Source organism: Paenibacillus sp. MAH-35, assembly GCF_058135425.1.
Genome location: NZ_JBYUPU010000012.1, coordinates 1 through 16,858 on the forward strand (window position 1 = coordinate 1; position 16,858 = coordinate 16,858).

14 protein-coding genes and 1 riboswitch are annotated in these 16,858 nt (G+C 53.7%); of the genes, 11 read left to right on the forward strand and 3 right to left on the reverse strand.

Translation table 11 applies throughout. The features are described 5' to 3' along the window. From AC3Y2E_RS15140 to AC3Y2E_RS15150, 3 genes are all read left to right on the forward strand, one after another. Window positions 1-374 (forward strand): hypothetical protein (locus tag AC3Y2E_RS15140; RefSeq protein WP_379211631.1); only part of this gene is annotated, 374 nt, incomplete at its 5' end. A gap of 266 nt (window positions 375-640) precedes the next feature. After that, complete coding sequence (locus tag AC3Y2E_RS15145; protein ID WP_379211633.1) at window positions 641-826, forward strand: hypothetical protein; 186 nt, start codon at window positions 641-643, stop codon at window positions 824-826. Between the two features lie 288 nt (window positions 827-1,114). Beyond that, on the forward strand, window positions 1,115-1,627 hold the full coding sequence (locus AC3Y2E_RS15150; protein WP_379211942.1) for an NUDIX domain-containing protein: 513 nt from the start codon (window positions 1,115-1,117) through the stop codon (window positions 1,625-1,627). Window positions 1,628-1,706: 79 nt separating this feature from the next. On the opposite strand, the gene AC3Y2E_RS15155 is transcribed toward AC3Y2E_RS15150, so the two are convergent. Next, window positions 1,707-2,453 (reverse strand): alpha/beta fold hydrolase, encoded by a 747-nt coding sequence (locus AC3Y2E_RS15155; protein WP_379211635.1) that lies wholly within the window; start codon window positions 2,451-2,453, stop codon window positions 1,707-1,709. 369 nt (window positions 2,454-2,822) lie between these two features. Beyond that, window positions 2,823-3,025: riboswitch (cobalamin riboswitch) on the forward strand. Window positions 3,026-3,312: 287 nt separating this feature from the next. Here AC3Y2E_RS15155 and AC3Y2E_RS15160 point away from each other — a divergent pair. The 8 genes from AC3Y2E_RS15160 to AC3Y2E_RS15195 all read left to right on the forward strand — a co-directional run bounded on the left by AC3Y2E_RS15160 (window position 3,313) and on the right by AC3Y2E_RS15195 (window position 11,643). Then, window positions 3,313-4,305, forward strand: coding sequence for an ABC transporter substrate-binding protein (locus AC3Y2E_RS15160; RefSeq protein WP_379211637.1), 993 nt, complete (start codon window positions 3,313-3,315; stop codon window positions 4,303-4,305). 44 nt (window positions 4,306-4,349) lie between these two features. After that, complete coding sequence (locus tag AC3Y2E_RS15165) at window positions 4,350-5,177, forward strand: cobalamin-binding protein (RefSeq protein WP_379211639.1); 828 nt, start codon at window positions 4,350-4,352, stop codon at window positions 5,175-5,177. 179 nt (window positions 5,178-5,356) lie between these two features. Then, window positions 5,357-5,980 (forward strand): GyrI-like domain-containing protein, encoded by a 624-nt coding sequence (locus tag AC3Y2E_RS15170; protein WP_379211641.1) that lies wholly within the window; start codon window positions 5,357-5,359, stop codon window positions 5,978-5,980. A gap of 259 nt (window positions 5,981-6,239) precedes the next feature. Next, window positions 6,240-6,833 carry a YdeI/OmpD-associated family protein gene (locus AC3Y2E_RS15175; RefSeq protein WP_379211644.1) on the forward strand — a complete coding sequence of 198 codons (594 nt, stop codon included), beginning with the start codon at window positions 6,240-6,242 and terminating at the stop codon, window positions 6,831-6,833. 249 nt (window positions 6,834-7,082) lie between these two features. Further along, on the forward strand, window positions 7,083-8,117 hold the full coding sequence (locus AC3Y2E_RS15180) for a LacI family DNA-binding transcriptional regulator (protein ID WP_379211646.1): 1,035 nt from the start codon (window positions 7,083-7,085) through the stop codon (window positions 8,115-8,117). Window positions 8,118-8,157: 40 nt separating this feature from the next. Continuing rightward, window positions 8,158-8,358 (forward strand): hypothetical protein, encoded by a 201-nt coding sequence (locus AC3Y2E_RS15185; protein ID WP_379211648.1) that lies wholly within the window; start codon window positions 8,158-8,160, stop codon window positions 8,356-8,358. A gap of 191 nt (window positions 8,359-8,549) precedes the next feature. Further along, a complete protein-coding gene (locus AC3Y2E_RS15190; protein ID WP_379211650.1) occupies window positions 8,550-9,875 on the forward strand; it encodes an ABC transporter substrate-binding protein in 1,326 nt (441 codons plus the stop codon). 25 nt (window positions 9,876-9,900) lie between these two features. After that, window positions 9,901-11,643 (forward strand): right-handed parallel beta-helix repeat-containing protein, encoded by a 1,743-nt coding sequence (locus AC3Y2E_RS15195; protein WP_379211652.1) that lies wholly within the window; start codon window positions 9,901-9,903, stop codon window positions 11,641-11,643. 613 nt (window positions 11,644-12,256) lie between these two features. On the opposite strand, the gene AC3Y2E_RS15200 is transcribed toward AC3Y2E_RS15195, so the two are convergent. Together AC3Y2E_RS15200 and AC3Y2E_RS15205 are read right to left on the reverse strand one after the other, a co-directional pair. Next, window positions 12,257-15,196 carry a DEAD/DEAH box helicase gene (locus AC3Y2E_RS15200; protein WP_379211654.1) on the reverse strand — a complete coding sequence of 980 codons (2,940 nt, stop codon included), beginning with the start codon at window positions 15,194-15,196 and terminating at the stop codon, window positions 12,257-12,259. Continuing rightward, window positions 15,193-16,758 carry an SWIM zinc finger family protein gene (locus AC3Y2E_RS15205; protein ID WP_379211656.1) on the reverse strand — a complete coding sequence of 522 codons (1,566 nt, stop codon included), beginning with the start codon at window positions 16,756-16,758 and terminating at the stop codon, window positions 15,193-15,195. Before AC3Y2E_RS15205 ends, AC3Y2E_RS15200 begins: the two co-directional genes overlap by 4 nt. Window positions 16,759-16,858 lie beyond the last annotated feature (100 nt).

Sequence of the window (16,858 nt, forward strand, 5' to 3'; positions counted from 1 at the left end):
TTGACGATAATCAAAGCGTTGTCAATATTTTAAGTTATGAACATTACTTAAAAAATAATTATATATTTCACTTACGCAATAAAGAAGTAATTTCAGAGCACCGTCTTCCTTCTTACATTCCGAATGAGGAGAAGCCTCTTATTTGGGAAAGAAAAATGTATAATGATGAACACTCGATTGTAGTAGGTGTTTTTGATCATACAAGGATATCTAAAATCAATATAGGAACAATCCCTTCGGAACAAATAGTGATCAATAAAGTTGGTGACGTCAGCATTTTTTTTACAACCGAGTACTACCCAAACTTGCCTGTGGAAATAACAGGTGAATCAAGTCAAGGCACGATTGTTTTTAGCAGCACCCCGATGTATTAATAGACTACATGTTCGCATAACAGGTCTTGCGTTACTGTTCCAGTTTGATGGTTATCCATATTCAAAAGGCCGCCGATTATTTCGACGGCCTTTTGAATATGTGTCAGAAATGCTTTTCGGCACACTCAAAAGTATTACGTATTTTCCGCGGCAGATAAAATCCGCAAAGCTTATGTAAGCTATCAGATAGTTCAAAGTAAATCCAATTTAGGATAAAATGAAAGCATGGCAGGAATTACTCCGATAAGGAAGAGGAGGCAATCATAATGAAAGAAGATAACATTCAGGAAGATAAGTCCGAAATGAAAAAAATAACTTGCGCGGCGTGGAAGTGCGAAGAGTCTGTTTACGGAATGGGTGTCTGTAAAGCTCATTACGACGAATGGAATATGGAATCAGTTGGCGGGGCGGCTGAAACTAGAACGAAAGGACGTAAAACTAAACAACGCTAGCACGATCTTACTTACGAAAAGGAGTACCCGAGGATTATTCAACTATATCAGGGATCGTACATACAGGATGGAGGTCAGGTGAATTCATTTGCCTGCTCCGGCGAATCAATCAGGTCGAGTTCAGAAGTAAGCCGAATTCGGCCTATAGGATTTGATCAAGTGATTTGTTAGATTTTCAAAGAATGCTATAGTACCGAGGATTAAGACAACACGACAAGCAATCATTATAGGCACATATACTAGAATGAGGATGCTATAACACAGATAGGAGGAGGATTTGAAGTGGAGATGAAGTTGAGGCAGTTGGCCTCCGCCTTTCTGTTCAGGGGCGATCAAGTCTTGTTGATGAATAAGCCGGCCTCCAAGTGGCAAGGCCGGTCTGAACCGTTTTACGCTGCAATCGGCGGGCATATGGAGCCGGATGAACTGAATGATCCGCTTGCGGCCTGTTATAGGGAAATTGAAGAAGAAACGGGACTGAGGCGCGAAGAAATCTATCAGATGCGTCTCCGTTACATACTGATGCGGCAAAAGGAAGCGGAAATCCGGGTGCAGTATGTCTATACCGGAGAAGTGATGCGGACGGAACTGACAACATCCGAGGAGGGGCAGCCGAAGTGGCAGAACATGAACGAAGTGCCGCCACTCCTGACCTCTGTATTTCTGCAAGCGGTCTGGCAGCATTTGATGACGGAGGGCTGCCTGCACAAGGAACGGGTGTATACTGGAACGATGGCCGTAGACCATACGGGCCGACCGTTGGTGCACTGGAATGAGCTGATAGACCCTCTCGTATTCTGAAAAGCCAACCGTTCATCCATTCGGACAATCTGATCCAGACTCCTCCACAGTAACATCATGGGTACAATTCGGTCCCCGATCAATCCCGGCCCGCCTCATAAAGCTTCTGCGCCACCATGGCCGGCCTTGTGCACGTATCCGTAAAATGGTCCCCGTCGCCGACGATCAGGCGGAACAGGCCTAGCCGTGTGGACATATGCGGATTCCAGCCGAAGCCTTCTCCTTGCGGCAGTGCGTTGTCTTGATAGAAATAGACATAGCTTTTGGGCGTAGGCAGCGTATAGAACACTTGAAGATCCAGTTTCTCGAAAAGCGGCTTCGCCGGTTCCGGACGGACACTTGTATAAAACTGTTTGGCTTGCTCCAACGTTGCCGTATTGACGAACAACTCCCGAAACAGCGGAAACGGAAGCGGGATGGTATCGTCCTCCGATCCGGCTCTGAGCTGCTCGAAGCCTTGCCTTGTCTGAGGCGGCAACTGATCGGCAACCGACTCGCCGTCTTTCAGGACGAACGCGTCCCAGAACACAAGACGCTTGATGCGGTCCGGTATCTGTTCGGCCGCCTTCTGGATGACCGATCCGCCGAAGCTGTGCCCGACGAGAACGATATCGCGCAGGTTGAGCCTCGTGATAAAGTCGACGACGGACTTCGTGATCATCGCATGCGAGACATGTTTGTTCGGATCTGTGCCGTGACCTGCGTACTCCGGCGTATGAACGTCATGCCCTTGACTGCGCAGCGCCGCAGCTACGCCGTCCCAAAAGTGAGCGTCGGCCCAAGAGCCATGCACAAGCACGAAGGTAAGTCGCTGCTGGTCGGACATCCGCCAGCTTTCGTCCGATTCTAAAGCGCGACGCCTCCAGTGCAATCCGCCTTCGGAATAGGGGGAACTATAATGTCCGCGGGGACGAAACCAATAATCGGAATAGGGAAATTGATGAATTTCCGGGCGATAAGGAAACAAGGTAAACATCCTCTCCACAATGACATAGCTCAGTTTATGCCCAATGCATTTGAGAGGTACCCGTACATGGTTCTTCGAAAACGAACGGGACACGATTATAAAGCGATCCTATCTTCCTTGGACGTGGTCCTTCCACCGGCCGAGTGAGCAAATTGAAACAAGCATAGCATCCCAGCCCATGCTATGGTATAATCGCCAGAGTGAAATGAGCTTGACTCTAGTGAAAGAACTGTATCAGCCAGTAGGTGCCCAGTGTTCGGTGCAAGACGACCGGATGCCGGGTTAAAAGGGAAGCCGGTGCGAATCCGGCGCGGTCCCGCCACTGTGTATCGGGGAGAACTCCACAAGCCACTGTTCCTTACGAGGGATGGGAAGGCGGGGAACTCGCAATGCCCGAGAGCCAGGAAACCTGCCTATCTGCGCTTCAGCCAACGACATCCTTCGCGGAAAAGGATTGGGCTATCCAGCGATTTGATCTTTACCAGCATGGTTGCAGCCATGCGCGTGAGCGGACCGGTGACGGGCGCGACGCGCTGCAGCGCCGTTTTTTTGGCGTCATGGCGGCGTTTCGCCGTTGCGCCGTGCCTGGCAAATCCTTGATGTGCTGCCCCTTCCTCCGGAACGGGGTTTTTGATGTTGCGCCGTACGGCGGATACGGGCTTTCAGCACCTTCAAGCCGTTCTCTATTATTCCAAACCGGAGAGGAACGAAACGCTTCATGAACAAGATTGCCGCACTACTACTCGTTATCCTTCTTAGCTTCTCGATCGCTGCTTGCGGGGCGAAGAGCGGGGAAGAATCTGCTGTGAAAAACGGGGCGTCCCCGGCGGGAGAGACGGCGGCCCCCAAACAAACAGATGCCGCTGCCACCGCCACCAAATACCCGCTTACCTTGAAAGATACGACCGGAACCGAAATAACGCTGCAAAAAGCGCCTCATCGCATCGCTTCCACTTCCACGGCCGAAACGGAAATTTTGTTCGCGCTCGGATTGGGCGACCGGATCGTCGGCGTAACGGATTTCGATAACTATCCGGAAGAGGCGAAGTCGAAGCCGAAGCTGGGCGGCGTTTCCGCTCCGAACGTGGAAGCGGTTCTGGCGGCGAATGCCGACCTGGTCATTACCGGCATTTCCATCAAGGACGACGCGCTGGGCAAGCTGCGCTTACTGAACCTGCCGCTGTACAAATTCGAACCGAAATCGATCGACGATATTATCGCCAACGTTTTGATTATCGGACAATTGACCGATAAGAATAAGGAAGCCAAAGAACTGGCCGACAAGATGAAGAAAGACATCGACAGCATCAAAACCGCCGTCGGCACCGTCAAGCCGGACCAGAAGAAAAAAGTATACATCGAGTTTTCGCCGGGCTGGACGGTCGGCAAGGGCGAGTTTATGGACGAAGTGCTGACGCTGGCCGGCGGCGTTAATATCGCTGCGGATACGAAAGGCTACAACAAGATCAACGAAGAGAAAATTATCCAGGACAACCCTGCCGTCATTTTCTATACGACCGGCACGAAAGACAAAGCGGGTCTTACGCTTGACCAAATCATCAAAGGACGCAACGGATGGGATAAAATCGATGCCGTCAAAAACAACCAGCTCGTCGGCGTCGATCAGGATACGCTGAACCGCCCGGGCCCCCGCATTGTGGATGGCTTGCGAACGATTGCAAAAGGCATCTATCCCGATCTGATCAAATAAGAGACAGTCACTCACGTTAAGGAAGCCGAAGGGAGTGTCATGCTATGAGAATCGTATCGATCAGTCCTAGCAATTCGGAATTGCTAGGTTTTATGGGGCTCGACCGTCATATCGTCGGGGTCGATAAGTATACAGACTGGCCGTCCAGCACGAACGGGCTGCCGAAGCTCGGCTCGGATTTGAACATTGATATGGATGCGGTGGAGGCGCTGCGTCCGGATCTGGTGCTGGCGTCGTTGACGGTACCCGGCATGGAGAAGAACATCGCCGCCCTGGAGGAACGGGGCTTGCCGTATATTACGCTTAATCCCAAAACGCTGACGGATATCGCCGAATGCCTGACCGCCCTTGGCGAAGCGCTGGACGAACCGGAGCGGGCCAGAGCGGCCCGTACCAAATACGAGGACCGCCTCGCTTATTATGCGGAATTGAGCCGGCGCTGCGTCGACAAGCCCTCCCTCTATTGGGAATGGTGGCCCAAGCCGGTGTTCACGCCTGCCGGCGGCAACTGGCTGACCGGCGTCAGCGAGCTGGCCGGTGCCGTCAACGTATTCGCCGATGAGCCCGCGGCCAAGGTCAAGACCGATTGGGACGACGTTTTGCGCCGCGACCCGGACTATATTTTACTCGCCTGGGTCGGCGTCAGAGAACAGCAGGTCAAGCCGGACGTCGTCCGCAACCGTCCCGGTTCCGAAGGAATGCGGGCCGTCACCGAGGGACGGATTCGTGTCATGGAGGAATCGCTGTATTGCCGGCCGTCGCCGCTGCTTGTAGCGGGCTTGAGCAAACTGGGCCATATGCTGCATCCGGATATCTATCCTCCTTTTGATGCCGAGGAGATGGAGCGCTGGCTGGGCGATAAGGCGATCTGATTGTAGAGATCACCATAAGGAAAGCAGGCTGTCGGCGGTGTCCGGCGGCCTGCTTCTTTGTGGTGCGCGCAATAACCCGGTACAGAGCCACATGTCAAAACTATATGATAAAATATGACATGCTGTTGTCGTATTTACTAGTATATAGTAGTGTCAAACGTGTAAGAGGAGTGATCGCCATGAGCAATAAAATAGACTATAAAAAAGACTACAAATCCATCTACGTACCGGGAAGCAGCCCGGTTATTATGGATATCGAAGAGATGCCGTTTATTAGGATTAACGGTGAAGGCGATCCGAACGGCGAGGAGTTTGCCCGGGTGACAGAAGCCTTGTACAGCTTGAGCTACGCGGTGAAAATGTCATACAAACAGAAAGTCGTGCCCGCCGGTTACTATGAATATACCGTTTTTCCGCTTGAGGGAATTTGGGACTTGATCGACAAGTCAAAACCGCCTACGGATAAGAGTAATTTGAAATACACGCTTATGATACGCCAACCCGACTTTCTGACAAGCGCGTTATTCCTTGCATTTGTAGAACAAACGAAAAGGAAAAAACCAAATCCTTACCTCGATCAGCTGACTTTCGGTACGATGACGGATGGATTATGCTGCCAAATGATGCACATCGGAAGCTTTGACAGCGAACCGGAAAGCTTTTTGAGGATGGAATCCTATTGCAGGGAACAAGGATATGTGCGTTCCGATAAAACTCACAGGGAAATCTATTTATCCGACCCGCGCAGGACGGATCAGTCAAAAATGAAGACGGTTTTGAGATTTCCAGTAAAACGAAAGTAAGGATAGAGGAGCAATAGGGGAATAAACGGAATGTATAAAATAACGAATGGACCGAAGGTGACCGATCGGCATCGTCTGACGAGCTTCGCCCGCAGTGCTTAGCGGGTGAGGCTATTCGTCGTTTGGATGCGCGCTTGGTTCATGCAAAGTTTAAAATGTTGTTTACAAGACACCAAATGGTGTCATATAATCGAAATAGTCACCGAATGGTGTCTGATTGGGAAGTCGCCACAATGTTTACGCAAAGGGGTATACATGGATGATAAAAGGTACGAGAAATCATAAGATCGATCCAGTTTTTAGCAAGGCTAAAAACTGGAAGGAAGAGTTCGAGATGCTGAGAGAAATCGTACTTGACTGCGAGCTGACCGAAGAGTTTAAGTGGATGCATCCTTGTTATACGTATCAGAACAAAAACATCGTATTAATCCATGGGTTTAAAGAGTACTGCGCGCTTCTGTTTCACAAAGGCGCCTTATTAAAAGATCCTCACGGAATACTTGTCCAACAAACGAAAAATGTACAAGCCGCGCGTCAGATCCGGTTCACCAGCCTGCAACAAATAGAAGAAATGCAGCTTATCCTCAAATCCTATGTCGACGAAGCGATCGCAGTCGAAAAAGCCGGTTTGCAAGTGAACTATAACAAAAATACGGACTACGTCATTCCGGAAGAATTGCAAAATAAATTCGTCGAAATTCCTGACCTGAAAACTAGTTTCGAAGCATTGACGCCAGGAAGGCAGCGAGCATATATTCTATATTTTTCCGCGCCCAAGCAATCCAAAACTCGTGAGTCCAGGGTTGAAAAATATTTGCCGCATATTCTCAGCGGTAAGGGACTAGATGATTAATACCGAATTTGAAGCAGTTGCCCCAGAGGCAGCTGCTTTTGATTTTTGTTGCTGAAATGGGAAGGTTGCTAACCGGAAAGCATCGGTGACCGCATCTGGATTGCCGGGCTTGAGCAAAAAGGAAATATTGTGCAAAATGAGAGTATGGGACAAGCAGAAAAAAAATCTGCGGGCAAACCAAATAAAGGATTGAAATTTGTGCACACGTTTGTTATTCTGAATTCAGATCTGAAGGGTAGGCTTACAATCATGATTACAATCAAAGATATTGCTAAAGCAGCAGGTGTTAATCATTCAACGGTTTCACGGGCGCTCAGGGACGACTTGCGCGTCAGCACAGCAATGCGGGAGAAAATACACACGATTGCAAAGCAAATGAATTACGTACCGAATTTGGCGGCCAAAAAGCTGGTGAGGCAAAAAACCAACTTCGTCGGATTAATCTGGCCGCCGCGGGAAGGGCTGTTCTTTTACAACATGAACCTGCAGCTCCAGCTGGAAGGGATTAAACGGGGCTACCGGGTGATGCAGATTATGGACGGCCTGACGGACTCGCTGCAAGCGTTCCGGCAGTTTGGCGTCGATCATGTGATGTTTTGGGATGCGTATTCGACGCTGCCTGCGTCATTTGCTGTGGAGCGTCAGCGGTTCCCGGGGCGAGTGCTGGCACTGGGCGGGTACAACAAATCGGAGGGGGTGGATTGGCTGGCGGTCGACCGCAGCGGAGCGCTGCTGCAGGCGGTGCGTCACTTGTCGGCATTGGGCCACCGGCAGTTGGCCTATGCGGGAGGACAGAAAAACAAGCAAAAAATGTACGGTTTTTTGCAAGGGATTGCCGAATGCAAGGCGGACTATACGCCGGAACACTTTTTCGACTATTTCGGAACTACGTTTGAAGATGATGTGCACGCGGTTTTCCAGAAGCCTGATCGACCAAGCGCGATCGTCGTCGATTCGCAGCATTGTCTGTTTCGGTTGATGCGTGCGCTGCGGCCCATCCGTGTGCGCGTCCCGGATGATGTCTCAGTCGTTGTCTACGACGATACGCCGGAGATGAGCGCATTTGAGATCGCTTTCACGACAGTTGGCCCGTCCATCCCGGAGCTGGCCGTCAAGGCGTGGGACATTATGACCGCTGAGCCGGAGCCTGGCGAGGAGCGTGAACTGGTGGAGGAGATGATCGGAGCGGTACTGGTGCCTCGAGAGTCGGCAATTCCGTTCAGACCGGAGATGGAACGCCCGTTCCATTCGGCAGCGACGGGAATAAACCCGAGTAGTACCTGACAGGTATACAGGCAACGGGAGTACGGAGGGTGTGCCGCGTATGACGGTGGAGCGAGGTTTGGTCAGCCGCAGGAAGCTGCATGCTCCCAGCCTAGCCGCGGCGCTGCCGTATGCGGACAGACGCCGGCCGGTGATCGGCAGCTTGGCGGTACTGTCGTTTCCGCCGTATACGAAAGAGACAGTTGGGGAGAGCGGTTGTACCTTTCGGCACATTTTTGACAGCGCTTACATATCGATCTGATACGTAACTGCGTCATCCATACCGCGAGTCAGACCGGCTTTGCGATGCAGGGAAAGAACGAACAACGGCTAACGAAATGAACATGCGGAGACCACCGGTGAATGGAGAATGTCGACCTCGATCCGCAGAAGCGGAGCGTAACCGCTTGGATGAACAAGGATCAACCATAATAAACAAGGGGGCTTGACAGGATGATCAGAGGGATGCGAAGTGCGGCGGCAGCAGGTTGTCTCGCGACTGTGATGCTCGTCAGTGCATGCGGGGGAAGCGCGAGCGGAAACACAGCCGGGCAGACGGAAACGCCGGAAGGCATAACGAACGTACCGGAAAAGCCGAAAGAAAACATTACGCTGAAAATGCTGCAGGATGGAGCAACCATCTCCGACGAGGAGTTCGCCAATCTGATTGCCGCGCCGGTAAAGGCGAAATTCCCCCACATTACGGTGGAAATGGTCCGGCTCGGAAAAGGAGAGGCGAGTATCGAGAGCATGCTGGCCCGAGGCGACTTCCCGGACTTTATGTTCACCACCTATCCGCGTATCAAGGCGCACCGGGATCTCGGGACTGCGCTCGATCTGAGCGCTTTGATCCAAACCCACAAGCTCGATATGAACCGGTTTGACGCGGCGGCTCTGGAGACTTCGCGCGTGTACGGCGACGGCAAATATTACGGGATTCCGTTTTCGCTCAACTTTCTGGCCTTTTTCTACAACAAGGACTTGTTCGACCAGTTCGGTGTCAGCTACCCGAAGGAAGGCATGACTTGGGAGGAAACGATCGCGGTGGCGCGTTCCTTCTCCCGCACCGTCGGAGGCGTCACCTTTAAAGGCATCATGCTGCCGGGAATTACGGACTTGAGCACGCAGCTAACGCTGCCCCGGGTCGATCTGAAGACGAATAAAGCGATGATTGCTTCCGACGGCTGGAGACGGGTATTTGATGTGATCAAGGCTGCCAACGAAATTCCGGGCAACCAGAACCAAGTGCTTGACGATTTCCTGGTGAATCAGACACTGGCGATGCTGCCCAGCTACGACGCCCGGTTCGCGGCGCTGGAGAAGCTGCACGGCACGCCGAACAATTTCAACTGGGACATTACGCAATTCCCCAGCTTTAAGGAATATCCGAACCGGAGCCTGGCTTCGTCAGGGCACTTCCTTCTCGTGTCCGCGTCGACGAAAAAGAAGGATGAGGCGTTCGAGGTCATCAAGCTGCTGACCAGCAATGAGATCCAGAACCTGATTACCGAGCACGGCAGATTTACGTCACTGCGCGACGAAGCGACTCGCAACCGGTACGGCGTGAATATGAAATCGATGCAGGGCAAAAACATCAGCGTCGTGTTCAAAAGCGCGTTTGCGCCTCCGTTCACGCCTACCCCTTACGACTCGATTGCCTCGAAGTATTTAAACGAAGCGGTGAAAAAGATGAACGCCGGACAGTCGGACATCAACACGATTATGCGGGAAGCGGAGGAATTAACCAATCGGGATATTGAAGCGGAATTGAAAAAATAGCTGTTCCAACCAAAGGAGGAATTGTATGGAGACGCACGATCAAGCGACGGAGACGCTGCCTGTAAGCAGAAGAAAAATGCTGTTGTCGATGGGAGTCGCCGGAATCTCGATGTTTGCGGGATCGTTGGCAGTGCGGGGGCAAGGCATCGGCGGGACGGTACGGCATAGCGTGTACGGCGGCGGTCCAGAGGAAGAATGCCTGCTGCGCGCAGCGGGAGCGGTCAGTGTAGCGGATTTTGGAGCGGCGGGCGACGGAGTGACGGACGATACGGCGGCGTTCCGCAATGCCGCATTAACCGGTCAAACGCTGATCGTGCCGAAAACGGACGCCTTTTACAAAGTCAGCGGGACGATTGTGATCCGCAATTCGATCTACGGCATCGGCATGCCGGAAATCCGCATGGTGGGTACGGACGGCACGGCGGAGAAGCGTATGCTGGCGATCGTCTCTTACAAAGGCAGCGGGCTGCATGTCTCCGGCCTTCATCTGAACGGCCAATATACAGGCGGTACGGCGGGGGAGCAGTCGCACTTGCTGCGCGTCACCGATTCCCAGCATGTTTACATTCATCATAACCGGTTCAATTCGGCCTACGGGGACTGCGTCTATTTCGGGTCGGACTATCTGGGTCCGTGCGAAGACGTGCATGTGTACAGCAATATGCTGATCGATCCGAGGCGATGCGCGATAGCGATCGTATCCGCACGGCGGGTCTGGGTGCGGGACAATGTGATGCTGGACGGGTTTGACTACGTGGCGACGATCGATATCGAGCCGAATCATACTTCTTCGGGTTCGGATATTGTGGAAGACGTCTGGATCGAAAACAACGTATACGATACCGTTGGGGTATTTATTAATTCGTATAATCCGAACGCCGCATTCAAAAACAGACGAATGACGATTCGCGGCAATCAGGGACAGGCCCGCTATTTTTTTCGCTGCAATGCCGGGGAGATCGGCAGTACCGAAGATGTCAGCATCACCGACAACATCTTCTACGGCTCGGTGGGGGATGCGAGGATGTTCACGACCGGACGGGTCCAAAAGGGGCTGGAGATTCGCGGCAATCGCGATGCGGGGACAGGTGCCTCCGGATGGAACATCGCCAATGCCGAAGCTCCGGTCATCTGCCACAATACGATTGAAGTGAATCGGGCTGTCGCTATGTCCGTGCGAAATTGCAACCGCGTCCTGATGTGCGGCAATACGATCAAGCATGTATATTCCGGCTACGGCGCCATCCGGTTTGCAGGTCCCGAACCGTCCTCGGGCAATGTGATCTCGCACAATGTCCTAGTAGGCGCCGATTACGGCATCCGGTTCGACACGGCAGTCACCGACACGATCGTGAGCGGCAACTCGATCGAAGCAGCCCGGCAATGCATCTTTCTGGCCGTGGAGGCGAGCGGTTCGGACGTGCGCATTACACCGGATAACGTGTTCTCGGGTGCCGGCGATCCGGTAGGCAATGCCGGGTATGCGCGGCGGTTGATGACTCCGGAAGGGCTGGCCAAAGGCGCGACGGTCAGTTGGGCCGACAGCGTGCCTGCGGTAGGAGAGTGGGTACGGGGATCGCTGGTGTATAGGACGAACGCAGGATCTTCGGATTACGTCGGCTGGGTATGTGTAACCGGCGGAACGCCCGGCGTGTGGGAGCCGTTTGGCCGGATCGGGGAGGAGCGGCTGGTGCTCCTATCGCCTTCGGGCAGCCGGTATGCCGTGACCGTAACCGATACCGGTACGCTGCAAACCTCGCCGTTGTGAGCGACCGGATGAACGATTTATGTCTTTACGTGACCCGCACCGTACAGTAGACTGTAGGAAATAAAAGAGGTGCGGAGGAAGTGAGCAGGGTGTCACATCAGAATCATTGGGAAGACGGCACGGGGCCCGTCGGCATTGGCGGATTCGTTTTCGATTGACGGCAGCGTAACCGACAGCTACTGCGATCGCCAGACTACGACTAGATGGGACACGGGAAATGGCGAACCCCAATCGACGGCCGACATGAAAAAACAAAGTACCTTTGCCAATTGGGACTTTACGGACATATGGAGTATCGATGAAGGTAACGGTTATCCTGCTTTGCGATGGCCGGATTAATACCGGCAAGTAAGAACCGCATACGAGTCGTTTGTACCCTTTATTTTGTGCGAAAACCGGCCTGGACACCGAAGAAGAGCGGTTTGAGGTCGCTAAAATCGGCGAAAAGGGTGCACATCCCGTCAGTCGGTTGAAATAAGGGGTACAAACCGCCTCTATTCGTCTCTGTCATCCTCTACTGCTGAAAACAGAGGGTGACAGAGACTTTTATTTTGTTAGTCAGCGTGATCAGCGCCGCTCGTAAGCGAACGCAACGCAAGACGAACCGAACGTGTTACCATGATTGCCGCAACATAAACAGGTCGCGAAGCTCGTCGTTCGACAGCTCGGTAATCCAGCCTTCGGAGGAAGAGATGACGTTCTCGCTTAAGCTCATCTTGCTCTCCAGCATCTCGTCGATTTTCTCCTCCAACGTGCCGAGGGAAATGAACTTGTGCACCTGCACATTGCGCTTTTGTCCCATCCGATAGGCGCGGTCGGTCGCTTGGTTCTCGACAGCCGGGTTCCACCAGCGGTCGAAGTGGAAGACGTGGTTGGCCGCCGTAAGGTTGAGGCCGACTCCGCCTGCTTTCAGCGACAAGACGAAGATGCCGGGACCCGTACTGTCTCCCGCCTGGAACGTGTCGATCATCTGATCGCGTTCCGCTTTGGGCGTGCTGCCATTCAGGTACAGCACGGGCTCGCTCCGGTGCACCCGCAGCACGTCGGCCAACATGCGGCCCATGCCTACATATTGGGTAAAGATCAGGCAGGAATCGCCCTCGTCCCGCAGCTCGTCGACCATGGCAACGAGTCGTTCCAGCTTCGCAGACCGGGTGATGAACGCATCCCGCTGCTCTTCGATCTGTAAGATTTCCTCAGGCGGAACAGCTTCTTTCGTCAACAGCACAGGATGGTCGCACAGCTGCTTGAGTTGGGTCAAGGCGGCGAGAATGGCTCCCTTGCGTTCGATCCCCTCCAGATTGTTCATCCGCTCCAGCAACTGCTTAACCGACTGCTCGTAAAGCGCTCCCTGCTCGGCGGTCAGGTTGATATACACTTTCATCTCCTGCTTGTCCGGCAGATCGAGCTGGATGGCGGGATCGGTCTTCTTGCGCCGCAGCATGAACGGCTTGACGAGCTTCTGGAGTTGTGCCGTCCGCTCCGCATCCTGATGCCTCTCGATCGGAGTGGCGAACCGATGCTGGAACCCGCGCTGATTTCCCAGGTATCCCGGGTTGAGGAAGTCGTAGATCGACCACAGCTCCGACAACCGGTTCTCAATCGGCGTTCCGGTCATGGCAATGCGATGTGTTGCCTGAAGGGAACGGATGGCGACCGATTGCTTGTTCTGCGCGTTTTTGATGTTCTGGGCTTCGTCGAGACAAAGGGAGCTCCATACGATCTCCTGCAGCACTTCCTGATCCAGCAGCGCTGTCGTATAGGAGGTGATGACGATATCCGTATCCTTCACAGCCTCAGCAATCTCCCCGCGGGCGAGCCGTCCCTTCCCGTAGTGAAGCGTAACCTTCAGTTCAGGGGCGAATCGGTCAAGCTCCTTCTGCCAATTGCCTAGCACCGAAGTGGGACAGATGAGCAGGGCGGGGAAGGCGGATTCACTCCGGTGCCGGAGCAAATAGGTGATGAACTGAATCGTTTTTCCAAGTCCCATATCATCGGCGAGACAGGCGCCCATTCCGAACGTTCTCAGATGGCTAAGCCAGGTGAACCCTTCGCGCTGGTAGCCGCGCAGCTCAGCGCAAAGTCCGTCAGGTACTGGCAGCGATGCTAATTCCGACGGCTGCCCGAGCTGGCGGATCAGCGCCAATAGGTGAGCATTCAACTCCACCTCAAGTTGCAGCTGATCTTCCTCGTCTGCAGGATCGTCCGCATCTTCTCGGGATGAGCGTCCGTTCTTGCCAGTCCCTTCCTGCTCCGATTCACTTAACAAGTGGAGTTGGAGAACGTCTTGCAGGGACAAGCCTTCTTCCGGATTCACGCTTGCCATGAGCCTCCTGATTTTCTCCAGCAGGGCAGGGTCCAGAACGACCCATTCGCCGCGGAAGCGGATTAACCGCTCCTTACGGCTCAGCAGTTCTGCGAATTCGGCTTCGTTCAGATCCGCATCGCCGATCGCAATGCGCCAGTCGAAGTCGACCAAGGCGTTCAGCCCGAATAGCGACTGGCCTCGGCCGCCTGCATCCGGCGCCACCTGTGCGCGCAGGCGAGGCTTCCGCTTCGAGGCGGCTTCCCACCAGCCGGGCAGCATGACATTCCAGCCGTCACTGAGCAATTGGCGGCTGTCCGTGGTCAGGAAGTGCCAGGCGGCTTCGTCGCTTAACGGGGCAGCGAACAGTTCACCGCGGCTGACCGTGTTCGGAAGCGCCGCCAGGAGTCTCGTTGCCCACCCGGGAGAACGCTCCCGGATGAAAGGGCTCCAGTCGGGCGACCATACGCCGGAAGCATGCCCGTCTGCTGCGAGCCGGACCGGTACAAGCGCCGTTCCGTCGCTCTTGTCCTGCAGCACCAGACGCAGGCGCCATTCGTCTTGCTCTTCGTCCGGCTCAAGCAATTGCAGGATAGGGCGGAAGGGGGCCAGATCGGGTTTCCAGCCGAGCGATATGAGCCACTCCTCCTCCGTCAGCGCCAGAGCTGAGTCTGCCGGCTGCGGCCGCTGGAACAAGGCGGGATATTCCCGCCGCAGATCGGATACAGCCGATTCGTCCGCGTAATGCTTCATCGATACGGCGGCCGAGAAGGCGGAGCGCAATCCGCTCAGGTTGCCGCCGGAGGCGTCCAGACTGGTTAGCGCCTCCCAATTGAGCTGTTCCAGCTCTGCGGAATCCGCATCCCACGTCCATTGCAGATCCCCATTCCGGTAAGCGCTGAAGCTGGGCATGTAACGTCCCGCTTGGGCTTCTTGGTATAGGAGCGGTGCAGCCTCGAATAATCCTTTCGTTCCTTCGTCCCCGCCTTCCCAGCGGAGAACGTCCATAAGATTCGGCTCGGCGAAGAAGGGGAGCACCATCTCCGAAGGGAGGACCGTCACGATAAGATCCCCGGCCCGCTGCAGCTCCAGTGTTGTTCCGTAGCAGGAGGGCTCGTGCCAGGCGAACAATAATTTGCGGAACGTCTCTCCGCCAATCGGGCGTCCGTCCTCCAGCCCCCATAACAAGGCGTCTCCGGCATCCGTAATTAAGGCATATATAGTCATATCATGTAGTTTCGCACTCATTCCAGTAGCTTTCCTTTCTTTAATTCCTCATGCAGTGCCCGCAGCCGGCTGTGACGTTCCATGAACCGAGAGAGAAAGCTGTCCCAACGCTCGATCCGCTTCATCTTCTTGTACACTTTTGCCAGCCGTTTCATCAGCTTGACCGCCGCCTTGTAATCTTTGCGGTTTTTGAGAGCGACGTAATGCTCGATGGCTTGATGGTAATAAGGGAGAAGCAGCTCAGGCGCCTCCTTCTCGATAGGCTGCAGGACACTTACCTTATGGTGAAAGGGATCGTGCTCCAGAAGGATCTGCGTCTCGATCCATGCCTTCCAGTTATGCCGCTCGTACAGCATATTCTCGATCACTTTGGCGGAATGGGGAAGCATTTCTTCCAGAACGTTCCATAGCAGCTCCTCGGCTTCAGGAACATGACGGGCCGCTTCTTTCCAAAACCCGAAATAGGTTGAACGTTCCTTGGTTACAGGACCATAAAAATGGGAGGCTGATCGATTCAGCCAATCCGCCAGCGCGCCCCACTGACCGGAACTGGACAGGAGATCCATAAAGGAGAGCAGCAGACTCGCCGGAGCTTTATCTAACGTACCGCCAGCTTCTAACGCCGTCCACGCTTCGCTGCTTTTGGATTGATGCAGAAACAGGAACGCTTTTGCTGCTGCAAGGGAAGAGGAGTCACGCCCTGCGATTTGCCGCTCGACGGCGTCTAACTCTTGAGACACCCAGTAACCGGCTTCGGGCTGGGGGGCAATCCAGTATTTCCACACCGCCGCATACAGGCCGTAACCCAAGTACTTGTGGCCGCTCTCTTCCGCCAACTGCCGCCGCAGGATGCTTAACGTCTGCTCCAGACGATCCGCAGCCATCGTGCAATTGAACTGGGGTGCTGTCTGTTGCAGGAAGGCATGAGCTTCATCGTACAGACGGTATGTGGCATACGAAAAATTAATGACGGGACTCCCCCCGGCGACCAAATCGAAAATCTTCTGCAGAATAAACAAGAACTGATGCAGTTCGAAGTAAATCAAGTCCGCCGTCGCAGATGGAGCGGAACCCTTCAAGAGACTAGCCAGCGGAATCCGCAGCGCCTGTACGTACATCCCCTGATCATAACTGGGTTTCACCAGAGATGTAGCCTGGTTCATATATTCATGCCAGTCGGATACACTCATGCGGGCCAATTCGTGGAGCAGGGACTCGGCAGACGGAGTCGCTGCGGTCCGCGCCAGATGCTGCTTGGCATTCACAATCTGGGCAGCCGGATAGCCGAGCCGGTCGGCCAGCTCCATCATTACCGCAGCCTGATGCTTGCAGCAGGTGTGGACGGGGCACGTGCAATAGCTGGAGCCGAGCTGTTCCAATTGCAGTGTAACGGTATAGTCTTCATGGCCGGTTACCTTCGCTTGAACGGTACGGTTCTCGGTAATGTTCAAGGCGACGACATACTGTTGTTTGAAATATTGAAATCCTCGACTCAAAGTGACGTCGTTGAAAGATTTCGCGGCATATTTCAGAACCTGTAACCATTTCTCATCGTTTAACGGCGGATTAGCACTTTTTGTCATAGCAGAACTCCTTGCAGCAAATAAAGATCGTATTCCCCTATTATAAAGCGACAGGCGACGAAATGAGAAGAGTCTCTGTTGCAAAGTCCTGGTAAGTTCC

What these genes read in the sequence shown, in the direction of transcription:
- AC3Y2E_RS15190 (WP_379211650.1), top strand. Translation starts at nt 8,550, where the DNA reads ATGATCAGAGGGATGCGAAGTGCGGCGGCAGCAGGTTGTCTCGCGACT.
- AC3Y2E_RS15200 (WP_379211654.1), bottom strand. Translation starts at nt 15,196, where the DNA reads ATGAGTGCGAAACTACATGATATGACTATATATGCCTTAATTACGGAT.
- AC3Y2E_RS15195 (WP_379211652.1), top strand. Translation starts at nt 9,901, where the DNA reads ATGGAGACGCACGATCAAGCGACGGAGACGCTGCCTGTAAGCAGAAGA.
- AC3Y2E_RS15175 (WP_379211644.1), top strand. Translation starts at nt 6,240, where the DNA reads ATGATAAAAGGTACGAGAAATCATAAGATCGATCCAGTTTTTAGCAAG.
- AC3Y2E_RS15180 (WP_379211646.1), top strand. Translation starts at nt 7,083, where the DNA reads ATGATTACAATCAAAGATATTGCTAAAGCAGCAGGTGTTAATCATTCA.
- AC3Y2E_RS15205 (WP_379211656.1), bottom strand. Translation starts at nt 16,758, where the DNA reads ATGACAAAAAGTGCTAATCCGCCGTTAAACGATGAGAAATGGTTACAG.
- AC3Y2E_RS15160 (WP_379211637.1), top strand. Translation starts at nt 3,313, where the DNA reads ATGAACAAGATTGCCGCACTACTACTCGTTATCCTTCTTAGCTTCTCG.
- AC3Y2E_RS15145 (WP_379211633.1), top strand. Translation starts at nt 641, where the DNA reads ATGAAAGAAGATAACATTCAGGAAGATAAGTCCGAAATGAAAAAAATA.
- AC3Y2E_RS15165 (WP_379211639.1), top strand. Translation starts at nt 4,350, where the DNA reads ATGAGAATCGTATCGATCAGTCCTAGCAATTCGGAATTGCTAGGTTTT.
- AC3Y2E_RS15150 (WP_379211942.1), top strand. Translation starts at nt 1,115, where the DNA reads ATGAAGTTGAGGCAGTTGGCCTCCGCCTTTCTGTTCAGGGGCGATCAA.
- AC3Y2E_RS15185 (WP_379211648.1), top strand. Translation starts at nt 8,158, where the DNA reads ATGACGGTGGAGCGAGGTTTGGTCAGCCGCAGGAAGCTGCATGCTCCC.
- AC3Y2E_RS15170 (WP_379211641.1), top strand. Translation starts at nt 5,357, where the DNA reads ATGAGCAATAAAATAGACTATAAAAAAGACTACAAATCCATCTACGTA.
- AC3Y2E_RS15155 (WP_379211635.1), bottom strand. Translation starts at nt 2,453, where the DNA reads ATGTCCGACCAGCAGCGACTTACCTTCGTGCTTGTGCATGGCTCTTGG.